This window comes from Comamonas sp. GCA5 (assembly GCF_036541385.1).
Classification (GTDB): domain Bacteria; phylum Pseudomonadota; class Gammaproteobacteria; order Burkholderiales; family Burkholderiaceae_C; genus Comamonas; species Comamonas aquatica.
This window is the reverse complement of sequence record NZ_JAZHFR010000005.1, coordinates 1-14965: the sequence shown is the minus strand read 5'-3', so window position 1 is coordinate 14965 and position 14965 is coordinate 1. Positions and strand designations below refer to the sequence as shown.

The following is a 14965-nucleotide window of genomic DNA, read 5'->3' as shown; positions in this document are numbered from 1 at the left end:
TGTACCAGTTTGGCAAACCCGGGGCAAGTCGCACGTGATTAACGGCAGCACCCCCAGGAGTCCAGAGGTGCTGCCGTCGGCCTGGAGCCGTTACCGGATCCAGAGACGGATGGAGTCCCACAGGCGGCGGAAGAAGCCGCCTTCATTCACGGCCTCCAGGGCCAGCACCGGCAGCTCGGCCGCCACCTGGTCGCCGACCAGCACCTTCAAGGTGCCCACCTGCTGGCCCTTGGTGATCGGCGCCATCAGCGGATCGGTGCGCACCAGCTGGGTGGTCACCTTGCCGGCGCTGCCCGAAGGCACGGTCACCACGGTCGCGGCTTCGCGGCCCACCTTGATGGTGCCTTGCGAGCCCTTCCAGATCTGCGCCTCTTCCATGGGCTGGCCGGCATCGAACAGCTTGACGGCGTCGTAGGCGGTGTAGCCCCAGTTCAGCAGCTTCTGGCTTTCGTTGGCCCGCGCGTTGTCGCTGGCCGCGCCCAGCAAAATGGAGAGCAGTCGACGCCCGCCCACATTGGGGATTTCGCGGTTGGCGGTCGACACCAGGCAGTAGCCCGCGGCATTGGTGTGGCCGGTCTTGAGGCCGTCCACCGAGGGGTCGCGGAACAGCAGGGTGTTGCGGTTGCGGCTGTTGGCGGCCGGCGTGCCCTGGTAACGGTATTCCTTGATGGAGTAGTAGTGGGTGTACTCGGGGAAGTCGCGCATCAGGCGCATGGCCAGGATGGACAGGTCGCGCGCCGTGGTGTAGTGCCCGGCCTCGGTCAGGCCTTCGGGGTTCTTGTAGCTGGTGCCGGTCATGCCCAGCGCCTTGGCCTGCTCGTTCATCAGGCGCACGAAGTTATCCTTGGTTCCGCCCACGCCTTCGGCCAGCGCCATGGTGGCGTCGTTGCCGGACTGCACGATCATGCCCTTGAGCAGGTCTTCCACCGCCACCTGCATCTTGGGGTCGATGAACATCCGCGAGCCGGGCATCTTCCAGGCCAGCTCGCTGACGGGCAGGCGCTGCTCCAGCGTGATCTTCTTGGCACGCAGGGCATCGAACACCAGGTAGGCCGTCATCAGCTTGGTCAGCGAAGCGGGCTCCACCTGGGCGTCCACATCCTTGGAGGCCAGCACCTGGTTGGCGGTCACATCCACCAGCATGTAGGTGTGCGCGGCAATTTCAGGGGGCTGCAGCGGGGCGATTTGGGCGCTGGCCCACAGGGGCGCCAGCGCCGCGGTCAGGGCCAGCGTGCGCAAGGAGGAGAAAACAGGCTTCATGAACAACTCGGTTTATCAAAAAATCAACAAGGGGCTAGCGGTCACGTTGGCACGTGACCGGCGCTCAGGTGGCGGACCACCAGCCCTTTGAGCAACGGCAATTGTCCGTGGAAGAAATGACCTCCATCGGGCACAACTGTTACAGGCAGTATCTGCGGGCGCGCCCAGTCCATCACGGACTGCAGCGGCACGGTGTCGTCCTTTTCGCCATGCAGCACCAGGGTGCGCGCGTGCGCCGCCGGTGGCAGGGTGGCGGGTTCGAAGCGGCTGGCCGCCGTGCCCACCAGCACCACCTGCTCGACGCGACCCTCGTCCCACAGGGCGGCCACGGCGTGCGTGGTAACAAAGGCCCCGAACGAGAAGCCGGCCAGCGCCAGCGGCCCCTGGGGGGCCACCTGGCGCACCACCTCCACCAGGTCCTGGGCTTCACCGCGCCCGGCGTCGTGCACGCCGGCGCTGGCGCCCACGCCGCGGAAGTTGAAGCGGATGGTCTCCCAACCGGTTTGCACGAAGGCACGCGCCAAGGTCTGCACCACCTTGTTGTCCATGGTGCCGCCATACAGCGGGTGCGGGTGGGCGATCACCGCCACGCCCCGGGGGGTACCCACCGGGCGGTCGCGCAGGGCTTCGATGGCGCCTGCGGCGCCGGTCAGGGTGAATCGTTCGGTTTGGGCGTTCACAGCAAACTACCTAATTCATAGCTGTCTGCGCTTGTCAGATCAGCGCAAACTGCCAAAAACACTTGCAATACGGCGTCTGAGTCGGTTTCAGCGACCAAGTTCCGGCGGCACCAGCAAACGCTCCACCACCTGGCCATGCTTGAGGTGCGACTCGACGATTTCGTCGATGTCGGCCGTGTCCACGAAGGTGTACCAGGTGCCTTCGGGGTAGACCACGGCCACGGGGCCGGCGGCGCAGCGGTCCAGGCAGCCGGCCTTGTTCACCCGCACCTGGCCCTTGCCGGCCAGGCCGGCGTCCTTCACCGCCCGCTTGCAGTGGTCAAAGCCTTCCTTGGCGCCGTGCAGGTGGCAGCAGTCCTCACCGTTGGGGCGCTCATTGAGGCAGAAAAAAATGTGGCGGCTGTAGTAGCCGGGGGCAGTGTTGTCGCTCATGGTGCTGTGCATTCTAGGAGTCGCCCTGGCGCTGAGACAGGCGCAAGGCCACATACGCGAGCACGGCATAGGGCCAGAGCCAGCCCAGCCACTGACCCAGTCCGTAAAAGCGCATGAACCGGCCCTGCTCCCAGGACTGCAGGGTGTCGGCGAAATACGGGTTCAGCGGCGCCTGGTTGAGCCAGTTCAGCTGCCACATCAGTACCAGCAGCAACAGCACCGCGCACCAGCGGCGCCCGATGGGCAGCAGGCAGACGGCAAACAGCGCCGCCGCCACCATGCCGGCCTGGGTCGGCAGGGTCAGCCAGGCCCAGGCGTGCACCGGCCCATAGGCCATGGCCGAGGACAGCGCCGTCGCCGCCACGCCGGCCACCCCGGTCAGCAGCGCGAACACCGCGCGCCGGCCGCGGTGGACGATCAGCAGGTAGCCCAGCAGGCAGGGCGCCAGCAGGCCCAGCATGACGCACAGCATTTCGGCGCTGGGCATCAGGGGCACCAGCGGGGCCTCGCGCAGCGGCAGCCAGTCCATGAAGGGCGTGCCTTCCAGCCATTCGTCCAGCGTGGTGTCCAGGCGCTCCAGCACCTGCCCCAGGCCGAAGGGCAGCGCCGGCGGGAACAGCAGGGCCAGCGGCCACAGGCCGATCAGCACCAGGCCACCATGCGGCTGGTGGCCGAACCAGCGCTCGCGGAACACGCTCCAGCGCTCCAGCAGGCCCAGCCACTCCAGGCCCGCCGCCAGCACCGCGCCCACCAGGGCGCCTGCGGCGTTGAGCACGAAGTCCATGTTGGACGGCACGCGCCGCGGCAGGTAGATCTGCAGGAACTCCATGCTCAGCGACAGCACGGCCCCGCACAGCGCCGCCCACAGGATGGCCCAGGCGCGCATGCCGCTGCGCACGCCGCCCAGCGCCAGCAGAAAGCCCAGGGGCACGTAGCCGATGATGTTGGTGTTAACGTCGAACCAGGTCCAGTACGGCGGCGGCAGCGGCGCCGTGGCGAACACCCAGGGAGAGATGCCCTGCACCCGCCAGCCTTCGAACGGGAACAGGCTGGCGAACACGATCAGCAGGGTGTACAGCAGGGCCAGCGGCCATGCCGAGGTTTTGAACACAAACAGCCCCTTTCCAGCCCGGGCTCAGACGGTTGCGAGAGTTAGAACGGCTTGACCACCGCGAGGACCACGATGCCCATCAACAGGAACACGGGCAGCTCGTTGTACCAGCGGAACCAGCGGTGGCTGCGCAGGCAGGTCTCGGCCATCAGCTGGCGCAGCAGGCGGCCACAGCTGTAGTGGTAGGCCAGCACCAGCGCCACCAGCACCAGCTTGGCATGCACCCAGCCGCCCGACTGCCAGAAGCCATAGCCGAACAGCAGCCACAGGCCCAGGCCCACGGCGGGCACCGCCAGCAGGGTGGTGAAACGCAGCAGCCGCTGGGACATGCCGATCAGGCGCTCGCGCTCGGCCACCGAGCCGGGCGGCACCATGGCCAGGTTCACAAAGATGCGCGGCAGATAGAACAAACCCGCAAACCAGCTGGTCACGAAGACGATATGAAAAGCTTTGACCCACAACATGGGCACAGTGTAAGCCCGCCCCTGGCCTGGGCTGGCGCACAAAAAAAGGCCCGGCATGCAGCCGGGCCGAGAAATTCCTCTGGAAGAGGCCTGCTCAGGGAGGTGAAGCAGGGAAAGCAGCAAGCCGCTTTCGAGGCGAAATCTAGCACCCCGCCGCCCCCGGCACACGGGGACTATCCCCAAGGCATGCCCCAGCGGCACCCTGCGCAATCCCTCGCCAGCGCCGACCGACAGGCGCACAATGCGCGGCATGCATCTGTCGAACCCTACCCCTTTCCCGCAAAGCCGTCCGCGCCGCCTGCGCCGCGACGCCTTCACCCGTAACCTGGTGCGCGAAAACCGCCTGACAGCCCATGACTTCATCTACCCGGTGTTCGTGCACGAGGGCACGCAGCTGCGCCAGGCCGTGCCGTCCATGCCCGGCGTGGACCGCCTGAGCCTGGACCTGCTGCTGCCCGTGGCCGAGGAGTGCGTGAAGCTGGAGATCCCCTACCTGGCGCTGTTCCCCGCCATCGATGCCAGCCTCAAGACCCCCGACGGCAAGGAGGCCCTGAACCCCGACGGCCTGATCCCCCGCGTGGTGCGCGCGCTGAAACAGGAATTCCCCCAGTTGGGCGTGATGACCGACGTGGCCCTGGACCCCTACACCAGCCACGGCCAGGACGGCATTCTCGACGAGAGCGGCTACATCCTCAACGATGAGACCGTGGAAGTGCTGGTCGGCCAGGCCCTGGCCCATGCCGAAGCCGGCGTGGACATGGTCGCCCCCAGCGACATGATGGACGGACGCATTGGCGCCATCCGCGAGGCGCTGGAGCTGCAAGGCCACATCCACACCCGCATCATGGCCTACAGCGCCAAGTACGCCAGCGCGTTCTACGGCCCCTTCCGCGACGCCGTGGGCACGCGCGGCGCCCTGGGCAAGGCCGACAAAAACGTCTACCAGATGGACCCCGCCAACTCCGACGAAGCCCTGCGCGAAGTGGCGCTGGACATCGCCGAAGGCGCGGACATGGTCATGGTCAAGCCCGGCCTGCCGTACCTGGACATCGTGCGCCGCGTCAAGGACGAGTTCGGCGTGCCCACCTTCGCCTACCAGGTCAGCGGCGAGTACGCCATGCTCAAGGCCGCGGCCGCCAACGGCTGGCTGGACCACGACGCCGTGATGATGGAAAGCCTGCTGGCCTTCAAGCGCGCCGGGGCCGATGGCATCCTGACCTACTTCGCCATCGACGCCGCCAAGCGGCTGCGCGGCCTGTAAGCGGCCCCTCGCCCGTGTCTGCGTGCGCGCAGACACGGTTTGGATCGCTGCCAGCGCCTGTACAGTCTGCGTTTTGCGGCCATTTGACCTTGTAGCTATGCGACTGCTGCTGATCCAGCCTGCCACCAAGCAGGTGCTCGACCTGGGCACCTGGCCTGCGTCCGACGCCCCCCTGCCCGCGCCCGAGGCCGGCAGCTTCTACTGGCTGTCGTGCGAGCGCACCGAGTTCGAGACCCAGATCGCGGCCGTGCAGCGCCTGCTGCTGCAGCTGTGCGGCACACCCCTGGTGGACCTGCACATCTCCGACCTGCTGAACGCCCAGATCCCGTCCACCTTCGACTACACCTCGGACTACGACGTGATGCTGTTCCGGCGCCTGGACCTGCCGCCGCCACCCGCAACCGGCAGCGCAGACGCCGGCGCCCGCCCTGCCAGCGCCCCACTGCTGAAGAACCTGGACACCGCCCCCGTCGGCTTTGCCGTGTTCGACCAGCTGCTGTTCAGCGTCCACCCCGGCGAATGCCCGGTGCGCGCCCACCATGTGCAGCGCCTGCTGGCCCCGGGCACCACGCCGGAAAAGCGCGCCGGCAGCCGCCTGCCCGCCAGCAGCGCCGACCTGATGCTGCGCCAGCTGGACCTGATGGTGGACGGTTTCCTCAGCCTGCGCCGCGACATGGCCAAACAGATGGACCAGTGGCAGATGGCCCTGCTCAACCCCAACTCGCGCTTCCACGACTGGGGCAAGGTGCTGCAGGCGCAGCTGGGCCTGCACCAGCTCAACGAAATCTGCGAAGACCAGCGCGCCGCCGTGCAGGACTGGATCGATATGCTGGAGAGCTGGCCCGAGGAAAGCGAGACGGCCGAGCGCCGCGCGCGCGAACTGCTGCGCGTGCGCTCGCGCGACGTGCTGGAGCACATCGAGCGCGTCAGCCACCACGTGCACCGCATGGAGCTGAGCGCCGAGGCCGCGGTGCAGATGCACTTCTCGGCCCAGAGCAACCGCGCCAACGACATCATGCGCACACTGACCACGCTGACCGCCATCTTCCTGCCGCTGAACCTGATCGCCGCCGTATTCGGCATGAACTTCGACGTGCTGCCCCTGGTGCACAAGGAAGACGGTTTCTGGTGGGCCATGGGCGCCATGGCCGGCATCGGCCTGGCCCTGCTGGTGTTCTTCCTGCGCCGCCGCTACATCGAGCGCGACACCCTGATGGGCGAGAACACCTGACAAACCGGGAGCGGCCCACGTGCGCCCACGCTGGGTTTGCGAGTCAAAACACGCCAGAACCCAAGCATGGCAAGCGCCAACAGCTCTTCTTTTGCATCAGACCCGCATCAGGCGCGCGCCAGGTGCTGGTCGAAGAAGGCCAGCGTGCGGTCCTTGGCCTGGATGGCGCTGGCCTCGTCATAGCTGCCGCGTTGGTCGCAGTTGAAGCCATGGTCGGCGTCGTACACATGCACCTGCACCCCGGGGTGCGCCCGGCTGAAGGCCTGCACGCCGTCCAGCGCAATATGCGCATCGCGCGCGCCAAAGTGGGCCAGCACCGGTACGCGCGGCGTGCGCGCCAGCTCCGGCGACACGGTCATGCCCCCGCCGTAGTAGCACACGGCGGCCGACAGCTCGCTCACCCGTTCGGCCGCGCGCCAGGCCAGCAGCCCGCCCCAGCAAAAGCCCACCATGCCCACGCCGGCCACACCGTCCTGCTGCAAGGCCCATTGCGCCGCGGCGCGGATGTCCTGCAGCACGCCCTCGCCCGGCAGGGCCTCGGCCGCGGCCTTCAAGGCCTTGCCGCGTGCCATGCCCTCGACGTCATAGCCCAGTTGCACATCGAACTCCAGGCGCGTGAACAGCGCCGGGGCGATCGCCACGAAACCGCGTGCGGCCAGGCGGTCGGTCACGGCGCGGATGTGGCTGTTGACGCCGAAAATCTCCTGCGCCACCACCACGGCCCCGCGCACCGGGCCCTCGGGCCGGGCCACCCAGGCCGGCACCGCCGTGCCGTCGGCGGCGGTCAGTGAAATAAAGCTGCCCATGGATCGCATCTCCTTGTTATCGTTGGGCGGCCTGCCGTGTCCCTGCCGGCCGCAACACTGGCAACTTTAAGCAATCTGCGTTCCACTTAGGACCTGTCCACCCTTCCCCGCACTGCCCGCCCATGGATCTGAAACCGCTGATCACCCTGGTTGCCATCGTCAATCCGCTGGCCATCGTGCCGTTTTTCATCCACTACACGCAAGGCTTCGATGCTGCGCAGCGTGCCCAGACCATCCGCACGGCGTCGTTCAGCGCCTTCGTGGTGATCGCCGCCTGCGCGCTGATCGGCCTGCAGGTGCTGGATTTCTTCAACATCTCGCTGCAGAGCTTCCAGGTCGGCGGCGGCCTGCTGCTGCTGATCAGCGCGATGAACATGCTCAACGCGCGCCCGGCCGAAGACCGGCGCCACGAGGACACGCTGGAAGCGGGGGTCGAGAAGGCCGCCATGGGCAACAGCATCGCCGTGGTGCCGCTGACGATCCCGCTGCTCACCGGGCCAGCCGCCATGTCAACCGTGGTGATCTACGCCGACCAGGCGGCCACTTTCTGGCAGCACCTGGCCCTGGTGGGCTATGGGGTGGTGGTGGCGGCCGCGGTGTGGGCCAGCTTTTCCATGGCCGAACCGATTGCCCGCGTGCTGGGCAAGACCGGCATCAACGTGATGACGCGGCTGATGGGCCTGATCCTGGCCGCCCTGGCCGTGGAAGTGATGGCCGGGGGCCTGATGAAGATTTTCCCTGCGCTGGCGGGCTGACAGCGCGTGCCGGCCGGCACAGGGGCGGCACTCAGACCGCCGACTGTGCCACCTTGTCGGCCTGGGCGCCGTGCTGGGCGTGGTCGTCCGGGGTGGAGCAGGCCCCGCCGCAGCCGCTGATGGGCTGCGCCGGCAGGGCATCGCTGTGCAGCAGGGCGCCGCTGGCGGGGTCAAAGCCCACGCTCTGCATGTGCTGGGCCAGGGCCGCATCCATGGTCTGGGCGTGGTAGCTGAACCAGGAGGCCAGCTCCGGCGTCATGCCGCGGATCATGCTGTAGTCCCCCTCGTCCCCGCGCTTGCCACCTTCTCGCATGATGTCCAGCACCACCTTGTGCTGCGTGGCGTGGCAGTTGCCCGTGGCAAAGCCGGTGGCCAGCATCCAGCGGTCTTCCTGTCCGAAGTGCTCCTCGGTGTGTGCCACCAGCGCCTGCCACACCGGCATCAGGGCCTCGTCCGGCGTGGCTTCCACCTGCACCATCAGGTCCACGAACTCCTTGTGCGTTTCGTCCATGACTGGAACGTTCAACTCCAGGGCCGTGCTCCATTCCAATATCGCCATAGCGCCCTCCTTCGTCCAAACTGTGCAAAGCCGAAAGCTTACGAAGCCTATCTCGTAGGGGTTTGAGACAGGTCAAAGCCCGGCCGGCACAGGACCACGGCCTACAGGCGCCGCCGGGCCAGACGGCAAAAAGCCCCGCATGCGGGGCTGGGGCTGACACAGGGTGGGTGCGCGCCTGCGGGCGGAATTGCGACCGGAAGCGGCGCCCCCTGCGGGCGACTATGGATCAGCGGTCAAAACGGAAGTCGGGGTGGCGCTTGTGCCATTCGGCCAGCTGCTTTTCCGCCTCTTCCTTGGCCAGGCCATGGCGCTCCTGCAGCTTGCCCAGGAACTGGTCGCGCTTGCCGGCGATCACGTCCACATCGTCGTCGGTCAGCTTGCCCCACTGCTCGCGAATCTTGCCCTTGAATTGCTTCCAGTTTCCTTGGATACGGTCTTCATTCATGGAATTTTCCTCAGCGTGAAATCAACATTGACTGCACAGAGAATGCGCAAAAACCAACACATTCACATTCCTGCAGCGCGAAAACTCACTTTAAGAAAAATTCATGGCGCAGCGTGTCGTCGATGCGGGACAGGGCCGGTCGGACCAGACCGACCCGGTGTGCCAGAGAGTGTTTAACGGTTGGACACGGTTTGCAGCCACTGGGTGAGGGTGCCCCCCAGCACATCCACCCCCTGGGCCAGGGCCTGCACCCCGGCCGCGGCGTTCGGTGCCGACGCGGGCTGGCGCACCTCCAGCACCCGCTGGGCCAACAGCACATCGCCCTGCGGCGCGGGGTCCACCAGGGTGGCGCGTACGCGCACCCAGCCCACGCTGTCCTGGGCACTGGTGAAGACATGGCTGAACTCCTCCAGCGCCAGGCGCAACACGGGCACGCGCCGCCCCTGCACGCTGGGCAGGGCTTCGCCCGGGGCTGCCGACAGCACCACGCGCCCGCCCTGGGTCAGGTGTTCGCGCAAGCGCTGCTGCACCATCTGTGCGGGCGGCACGCTCCAGCGCGCCTGGGTGTAGGCGCGCAAGACCTGCGCATCCGCATACGCCAGTCGGTAATGCACCAGGGTGCTGCCATCGGCCAGCAAGGGCGCCTGCACAGGCCCCAGGGCCACGGCCGGCAAGGCTACGGCCGGCGGCGCCGCCAACGCGGCCGGTGCCCCCAGGTCATAGCGGGTCACGGCCTGGGGCGGCCGCGGCAGGGTGCTGCAGCCCGCCAGCCAGACGACCGCCGCCGCCCAGAACCAGGCGCGGCGTGGAGTGATCAGTGCGCGCATATGCATCTTCCTTACTGGGCCACAGGGGCCACAAAACCGGGCTCGCCGGGCCCGGGCTGTCCGGCATCCACCCCATACAGCAGCGACTGGGGGTTGTCGCCAATCCCCGCCGCGGCACTGCCCATGCGGCGTGCGGCCGAGGAGACATCGCTGGCGGCCTGGCTGATGCCGGGCAGGGTGGCGCGGTCCAGGCGCTCGGCCGCCCGGGCCATGGCCTGCGAGCCTTCGGTGATCCGCGCCAGGGCGCCATCCGGGCCTTGCACGGTCGTGGTCATGCGCCGCACCTCCTGCGCCAGCGCGCCGGCTTCCTGCCCGGCCTTTTCCATGGCCTGCAGGGCACGGCGGGCATCCTGGGTCATGCCAGGCAGCTCCTGCTGCAAGGTGGTGTGCATGGAGCGGGTCACGCCGCTGACATTGCTGGCCGCATCCGACAGGTTGAGCAGCAGGCTGCTGAAGCGCTCCTGGTTGTCATCCCCCAGCAGCTGGTTGATGCGCCGGGTGGCCTCGTCGACCTTGCTCAGGATGGTCATGCCCTGGTCGGCCAGCACGCTCAGCGGCGAGGACTTCATCAACAGCCGCGGAATGCCGCCGGGGCCCTCGGGCAGGGCGGCCATGGGCTCGGTCACGTCGTCCAGCTGGATGTGCGCAATCCCGGTCACGCCCTGGTAGCCCAGCATGCCGAAGGTGGTGGTGGGCGAGACCGGGGCCTTGCTGTCGACCGCGATGCGGATCAGCACATTGCCCTGCTGCGCCTGGTCGAAGGTGATCTCGGTCACCTTGCCCACGGCCACGCCCTTGTAGCGCACCGTGGCCTGGTTCTGCAGGCCGCTGATGGTGTCGCCGGTGGACATTTCGTACAGGGTGTAGTCGTGGCGGTCGCGCGTCAGCCACAGGGCCAGCGCCCCCAGCAGGACCAGCAGCGCCAGCACGAAGCTGCCGGCCGCCATGGCGTGTGATTTGTTTTCCATTGCTCAATGCCCTCCTTGCGGAGCGGGTGCCATGGCCCGGCGACCCCGCTCGCCCTGGAAGAAAGTGGTGATGAAGGGGTGCGGGAATTGCGCCACCTCCTGCGGTGTTCCGGTCACCAGCACGCGTTTCTCGGCCAGCACCGCCACGCGGCTGGACAAGGCGAACAGCGTGTCCAGGTCGTGCGTGACCATGACCACGGTCAGCCCCAGCTCGGCGCGCAGCTCGCGCAGCAGGGCACAGAACTCGTCGGAGCTGGTCGGATCCAGCCCGGCCGTCGGCTCGTCCAGCAGCAGCAGCGGCGGGTCCATGATCAGGGCGCGCGCCAAGGCCACCCGCTTGACCATACCACCGGACAGGTCGGCCGGCATGCGCGTGGCGTGCTCGGGCTGGAGGCCAACCATGCGCAGCTTGACCATGGCGGCCTCGTCAACCATGGCCGCGGGCAGCGTGCCCAGCTCGCGCAGGGCAAAGCCGATGTTCTCCAGCACGTTGAAGGCCGAGTACAGCGCCCCGTGCTGGAACAGCATGCCGACGCGGGCGGCCGCGCCTTCGGTGCACAGCTCGGCCGCCGGCCGGCCCAGCGTGGTCACCGTGCCGCGCCCCGGCTGCAGCAGCCCCAGGATCTGGCGCAGCAGCACCGTCTTGCCCGTACCCGAGCCACCGACGATGGACAGCATGTCGCCCTGGTACACCGTCAGGTCCAGGTCCTGGTGCACGGCAAAGGCGTTGTCACCCTCGCCGAACACGCTCCACAGCTTATCGACCTGCACCATGGCGCGGGGCGTCTGCGGGCGGGGGAATGCGGCTGCGGTCATGGCTCAGAACCCCACATCCTTGAAAGCGATGGCGAACAGGGCGTCGACCACGATCACCATGGTGATGGACGACACCACCGAGGCCGTCGTGCCCGCGCCCAGGCTTTGGGTGTTGGGCTGCACGCGCAGCCCCCAGTGGCAGCCGATCAGCGCGATGAACACCCCGAACACCACCGACTTGGCCATGGCCAGCACCAGGTTGCCGATCTCCACCGCGTCCGGCAGCGCCTGCAGGAAGTAGCCGGCCGAGATGCCCATGGTCATGTCGGCCGCCAGCATGCCGCCCGCCAGCGCCGCCAGCGTGGTCCACAGGCTGATCAGCGGCATGGCCAGCGCCAGCGCCAGCGCGCGTGGCATGACCAGGCGAAAGCCATGGCGGATGCCCATGACCTGCATGGCGTCCAGCTCCTCGGTCACACGCATCACGCCGATCTGCGCCGTGATGGCCGAACCCGAGCGGCCGGCCACCAAGATGGCGCCCAGCAGCGGCCCCAGCTCACGGATCAGCGAGATGCCCAGGATGTTCACGATGAAGGCCTCGGCGCCGAACTGGCGCAGCTGCAGCGCCATCAGGTAGGCCAGCACCACGCCGATCAGAAAGCCCACCAAGGCCGTGATCGGCAGCGCCGTGGCCCCCATGCTGTACAGGTGGCCGGAAAAATCGCGCCAGGGCCCTTTGCGCGGATCGCGCAGCAGGCGGACTATGTCCAGCACCAGCTGCCCCACCAGCTCCACCAAGTGCTGGAAATGGTCCAGCGCGTGCAGCACCAGCAGGCCCAGCTGGTTCACCCGGTCCATCATGCACAGCGGGGCCGGCGCCGGCGCGGGTTCCTGGCGCAGGGCGGCCACGCGCGCCAGCATGGTGCGCTGGGCATCGGTCAGGCGCACCCGCTGCGGCCAGGCGTAGTGCCAGTGGCGCCACAGCAGCTGGGCGCCGATGTGGTCCAGCCATTGCAGTGCCTGCAGGTCCCAGCCCGTGGCGGCGTTCGCCGGATGGCTGCGCAGGGCGCGCTGCAGCTGTTGCCACACCGGGCGCTGGCCCAGCTCCGCCGCGCCCCAGCGCCCCTGCAACTGCACCCAGGCGCCTTCGGCGTCCTGGAGGGTCTGCAAACGGGGAAGGGTATCGGTCATGGCATGAAAAAAGTCGAAGCGCTGCCAGCTTACAAGCTTTGGCCCCGGCCGCGAACCACGGAACGCAAGCCAGCACCCGGTGCATTTTGCAGTGCAACACCGAAATCGTCAAACCAAGACTACACGCTTTCCCTATCGACAGCCCCGGGGCATTCCACACAATGGAACCACGGTTTCCAATCCGGAGGCCGATTGATGCCCGGTCACACGGGCTTGCTTCATGAGTGACACCTCTTTCGACTACATCGTCATCGGAGGCGGCACTGCAGGCGCCCTGCTGTGCAACCGCCTCAGCGCCGACCGCAACGTGCGCGTCCTGCTGATCGAAGCCGGCCGCAAGGACGATTACCACTGGATCCACATCCCCGTCGGCTACCTGCACTGCATCGGCAACCCCCGCACCGACTGGCTCTACCAGACGGAGGCCGACGCCGGGCTCAACGGCCGCAGCCTGCGCTACCCGCGCGGCAAGACGCTGGGCGGCTGCTCCAGCATCAACGGCATGATCTACATGCGCGGCCAGGCGCGCGACTATGACCAATGGGCCGGGCTGACCGGCGACGACAGCTGGCGCTGGGAGCAGGTGCTGCCGGCCTTCATGAAACACGAAAGCCACTGGCGCCTGGACGAGGGCCAGCCGCCCAACCCGGCCTTTGCCAACCTGCACGGCCACAAGGGCGAATGGCGCGTCGAGAAGCAGCGCCTGCGCTGGGACATCCTGGATGCGTTCTCCCAGGCAGCGCAGCAGGCCGGCATTCCGGCCACGCAGGATTTCAATGGTGGCGACAACGAGGGCGTGGGCTATTTCGAAGTGAACCAGAAGGACGGCTGGCGCTGGAACACGGCCAAGGCCTTTCTGCGCCCCAAGTGCTATGGCCGCCCCAACTTCGAGATGTGGACCATGGCCCAGGCCACACGCCTGGTGGTGGAGCGCCAGGCCGATGGCGCGCTGCGCTGCACCGGCGTCAAGGTCTGGACCGGCGACGAACTGGCCCAGCTGACGGCCACCGAGGAAGTGATCGTCTGCGCCGGGGCCGTCAACTCGCCGCAACTGCTGCAGCTGTCGGGCATCGGCCCGGCCGAGGTGCTGCACCAGGCCGGCATCCCGGTCACGCGGGACCTGCCCGGCGTGGGCGCCAACCTGCAGGACCACCTGCAGATCCGCTCGGTCTACAAGGTGCGCGATGCACTCACCCTCAACACCCTGGCGGCCAGCCCCTGGGGCAAGCTGCGCATCGGCATGGAATACCTGCTGCGCCGCAGCGGCCCGATGAGCATGGCGCCCTCGCAGCTGGGCGCCTTCACGCGCAGCCGCCCCGAGCTGGAACACCCCAACCTGCAGTACCACGTGCAGCCCCTGTCGCTGGATGCGTTTGGCGAGCCGCTGCACAGCTTCCCGGCCTTCACCGCCAGCGTCTGCAACCTCAACCCCACCAGCCGCGGCACGGTGCACATCAAGAGCCCGAACTTCGAGGACGCACCGGCAATTGCGCCCAACTACCTGAGCACCGCCCAGGACCAGCAGGTGGCGGCCGACAGCCTGCGCGTGACGCGCCGCATCGTCAGCCAGCCGGCACTGGCGCAGTATGCCCCCGAGGAATGGAAGCCCGGCACCCAGTACCAGAGTGACGAGGAGCTGATCCGCCTGGCCGGCGACATTGCCACCACCATCTTCCACCCCGTGGGCACCACCAAGATGGGCCGCGACGACGACCCCATGGCCGTGCTGGACAGCCGCCTGCGCGTGCGCGGCGTGCAGGCGCTGCGTGTGGTGGACGCCGGGGCCATGCCCACCATCACCAGCGGCAACACCAACAGCCCGACGCTGATGCTGGCGGAAAAGGCCGCCGGCTGGATCCGTGCCGAACGCAAGGCGCGCGCGGGCCAGGCCCCCCTGGCGGCGACCGCCCCCGAGGCACCGGCCCAGGCGCTGACCGTGTGAACGGTCCAGCGTCCGTCGGTTGGATTTAAAAAAGTGAGCTGTCTGCGCTGATCAAAAGCCAACTTCGGCACTGAACCGCGCTGAAGTCCAGACTTTCCGCGCGCACCCAGCTCTTTTTTCAGGACTCCCCCGCTAACGCAAGCCGCCGATGTAGCGCCTGGCCTCGTCGTCCGGCGGGGCCGCATCGCGCAAGCGGTGCGCCACACGCTCCACCAGCGGCACCGCCGGTGCAGGGGTCACCGCCCCGGCGTCCAGCAGGGCCGCCAGCCGGTCGGCC

Annotated in this window: 16 protein-coding genes; 4 read left to right on the top strand and 12 right to left on the bottom strand. The window is 67.9% G+C overall.

Features of this window, described 5'->3' with window-relative positions; genetic code table 11:
- Nucleotides 1-90 precede the first annotated feature (90 nt).
- From SJH88_RS02055 to SJH88_RS02035, 5 genes are all read right to left on the bottom strand, one after another.
- Nucleotides 91-1260: a D-alanyl-D-alanine carboxypeptidase family protein gene (locus SJH88_RS02055; protein ID WP_043385779.1), complete on the bottom strand. Its 1170-nt coding sequence runs from the start codon at nucleotides 1258-1260 to the stop codon at nucleotides 91-93.
- A 41-nt stretch (nucleotides 1261-1301) separates the two neighbouring features.
- Entirely contained in the window at nucleotides 1302-1940 is a 639-nt protein-coding gene (locus SJH88_RS02050) for an alpha/beta hydrolase (RefSeq protein ID WP_183303337.1), read from the bottom strand.
- 87 nt (nucleotides 1941-2027) lie between these two features.
- On the bottom strand, nucleotides 2028-2372 hold the full coding sequence (locus SJH88_RS02045; protein ID WP_042419133.1) for a (2Fe-2S) ferredoxin domain-containing protein: 345 nt from the start codon (nucleotides 2370-2372) through the stop codon (nucleotides 2028-2030).
- 13 nt (nucleotides 2373-2385) lie between these two features.
- The gene (locus SJH88_RS02040) at nucleotides 2386-3483 is read right to left on the bottom strand and encodes a VanZ family protein (protein WP_042419063.1); all 1098 of its coding nucleotides are present in this window, start codon (nucleotides 3481-3483) and stop codon (nucleotides 2386-2388) included.
- A 41-nt stretch (nucleotides 3484-3524) separates the two neighbouring features.
- Nucleotides 3525-3947, bottom strand: coding sequence for a CopD family protein (locus SJH88_RS02035; RefSeq protein ID WP_274753486.1), 423 nt, complete (start codon nucleotides 3945-3947; stop codon nucleotides 3525-3527).
- A gap of 250 nt (nucleotides 3948-4197) precedes the next feature.
- Between SJH88_RS02035 and hemB the strand changes: the two genes are divergently transcribed.
- Together hemB and SJH88_RS02025 are read left to right on the top strand one after the other, a co-directional pair.
- Entirely contained in the window at nucleotides 4198-5208 is a 1011-nt protein-coding gene (gene hemB, locus SJH88_RS02030) for a porphobilinogen synthase (RefSeq protein WP_154164658.1), read from the top strand.
- 97 nt (nucleotides 5209-5305) lie between these two features.
- Nucleotides 5306-6439: a magnesium transporter CorA family protein gene (locus SJH88_RS02025; protein WP_052662590.1), complete on the top strand. Its 1134-nt coding sequence runs from the start codon at nucleotides 5306-5308 to the stop codon at nucleotides 6437-6439.
- 107 nt (nucleotides 6440-6546) lie between these two features.
- On the opposite strand, the gene SJH88_RS02020 is transcribed toward SJH88_RS02025, so the two are convergent.
- Nucleotides 6547-7245, bottom strand: a complete 699-nt coding sequence (locus tag SJH88_RS02020; RefSeq protein ID WP_274753485.1) for a dienelactone hydrolase family protein — start codon at nucleotides 7243-7245, stop codon at nucleotides 6547-6549.
- A 122-nt stretch (nucleotides 7246-7367) separates the two neighbouring features.
- On the opposite strand from SJH88_RS02020, the gene SJH88_RS02015 reads away from it, so the two are divergent.
- Nucleotides 7368-8000, top strand: a complete 633-nt coding sequence (locus SJH88_RS02015) for a MarC family protein (RefSeq protein ID WP_042419072.1) — start codon at nucleotides 7368-7370, stop codon at nucleotides 7998-8000.
- A 31-nt stretch (nucleotides 8001-8031) separates the two neighbouring features.
- Here the strand turns inward: SJH88_RS02015 and SJH88_RS02010 are convergent, their stop codons facing one another.
- From SJH88_RS02010 to SJH88_RS01985, 6 genes are all read right to left on the bottom strand, one after another.
- Nucleotides 8032-8559 carry a hemerythrin domain-containing protein gene (locus tag SJH88_RS02010; RefSeq protein WP_274753484.1) on the bottom strand — a complete coding sequence of 176 codons (528 nt, stop codon included), beginning with the start codon at nucleotides 8557-8559 and terminating at the stop codon, nucleotides 8032-8034.
- Between the two features lie 226 nt (nucleotides 8560-8785).
- Nucleotides 8786-9004 (bottom strand): CsbD family protein, encoded by a 219-nt coding sequence (locus SJH88_RS02005; protein WP_042419078.1) that lies wholly within the window; start codon nucleotides 9002-9004, stop codon nucleotides 8786-8788.
- Nucleotides 9005-9177: 173 nt separating this feature from the next.
- On the bottom strand, nucleotides 9178-9831 hold the full coding sequence (locus SJH88_RS02000) for an ABC-type transport auxiliary lipoprotein family protein (RefSeq protein WP_274753483.1): 654 nt from the start codon (nucleotides 9829-9831) through the stop codon (nucleotides 9178-9180).
- A gap of 11 nt (nucleotides 9832-9842) precedes the next feature.
- Nucleotides 9843-10799 (bottom strand): MlaD family protein, encoded by a 957-nt coding sequence (locus tag SJH88_RS01995; RefSeq protein WP_210929995.1) that lies wholly within the window; start codon nucleotides 10797-10799, stop codon nucleotides 9843-9845.
- 3 nt (nucleotides 10800-10802) lie between these two features.
- Entirely contained in the window at nucleotides 10803-11615 is an 813-nt protein-coding gene (locus tag SJH88_RS01990) for an ABC transporter ATP-binding protein (protein ID WP_274753482.1), read from the bottom strand.
- A 3-nt stretch (nucleotides 11616-11618) separates the two neighbouring features.
- Nucleotides 11619-12746 carry an MlaE family ABC transporter permease gene (locus SJH88_RS01985; RefSeq protein WP_274753481.1) on the bottom strand — a complete coding sequence of 376 codons (1128 nt, stop codon included), beginning with the start codon at nucleotides 12744-12746 and terminating at the stop codon, nucleotides 11619-11621.
- Between the two features lie 220 nt (nucleotides 12747-12966).
- Between SJH88_RS01985 and SJH88_RS01980 the strand changes: the two genes are divergently transcribed.
- Complete coding sequence (locus SJH88_RS01980) at nucleotides 12967-14688, top strand: GMC family oxidoreductase (RefSeq protein WP_274753480.1); 1722 nt, start codon at nucleotides 12967-12969, stop codon at nucleotides 14686-14688.
- The last annotated feature ends 277 nt before the right edge of the window (nucleotides 14689-14965 follow it).

Excerpts from the sequence above, each read along its gene's own strand:
- SJH88_RS02045 (WP_042419133.1), bottom strand. The coding sequence starts at position 2,372 with ATGAGCGACAACACTGCCCCCGGCTACTACAGCCGCCACATTTTTTTC.
- hemB (WP_154164658.1), top strand. The coding sequence starts at position 4,198 with ATGCATCTGTCGAACCCTACCCCTTTCCCGCAAAGCCGTCCGCGCCGC.
- SJH88_RS02020 (WP_274753485.1), bottom strand. The coding sequence starts at position 7,245 with ATGGGCAGCTTTATTTCACTGACCGCCGCCGACGGCACGGCGGTGCCG.
- SJH88_RS01980 (WP_274753480.1), top strand. The coding sequence starts at position 12,967 with ATGAGTGACACCTCTTTCGACTACATCGTCATCGGAGGCGGCACTGCA.
- SJH88_RS02005 (WP_042419078.1), bottom strand. The coding sequence starts at position 9,004 with ATGAATGAAGACCGTATCCAAGGAAACTGGAAGCAATTCAAGGGCAAG.
- SJH88_RS01995 (WP_210929995.1), bottom strand. The coding sequence starts at position 10,799 with ATGGAAAACAAATCACACGCCATGGCGGCCGGCAGCTTCGTGCTGGCG.
- SJH88_RS01985 (WP_274753481.1), bottom strand. The coding sequence starts at position 12,746 with ATGACCGATACCCTTCCCCGTTTGCAGACCCTCCAGGACGCCGAAGGC.
- SJH88_RS02015 (WP_042419072.1), top strand. The coding sequence starts at position 7,368 with ATGGATCTGAAACCGCTGATCACCCTGGTTGCCATCGTCAATCCGCTG.
- SJH88_RS02025 (WP_052662590.1), top strand. The coding sequence starts at position 5,306 with ATGCGACTGCTGCTGATCCAGCCTGCCACCAAGCAGGTGCTCGACCTG.
- SJH88_RS02035 (WP_274753486.1), bottom strand. The coding sequence starts at position 3,947 with ATGTTGTGGGTCAAAGCTTTTCATATCGTCTTCGTGACCAGCTGGTTT.
- SJH88_RS02055 (WP_043385779.1), bottom strand. The coding sequence starts at position 1,260 with ATGAAGCCTGTTTTCTCCTCCTTGCGCACGCTGGCCCTGACCGCGGCG.
- SJH88_RS02000 (WP_274753483.1), bottom strand. The coding sequence starts at position 9,831 with ATGCGCGCACTGATCACTCCACGCCGCGCCTGGTTCTGGGCGGCGGCG.
- SJH88_RS01990 (WP_274753482.1), bottom strand. The coding sequence starts at position 11,615 with ATGACCGCAGCCGCATTCCCCCGCCCGCAGACGCCCCGCGCCATGGTG.
- SJH88_RS02010 (WP_274753484.1), bottom strand. The coding sequence starts at position 8,559 with ATGGCGATATTGGAATGGAGCACGGCCCTGGAGTTGAACGTTCCAGTC.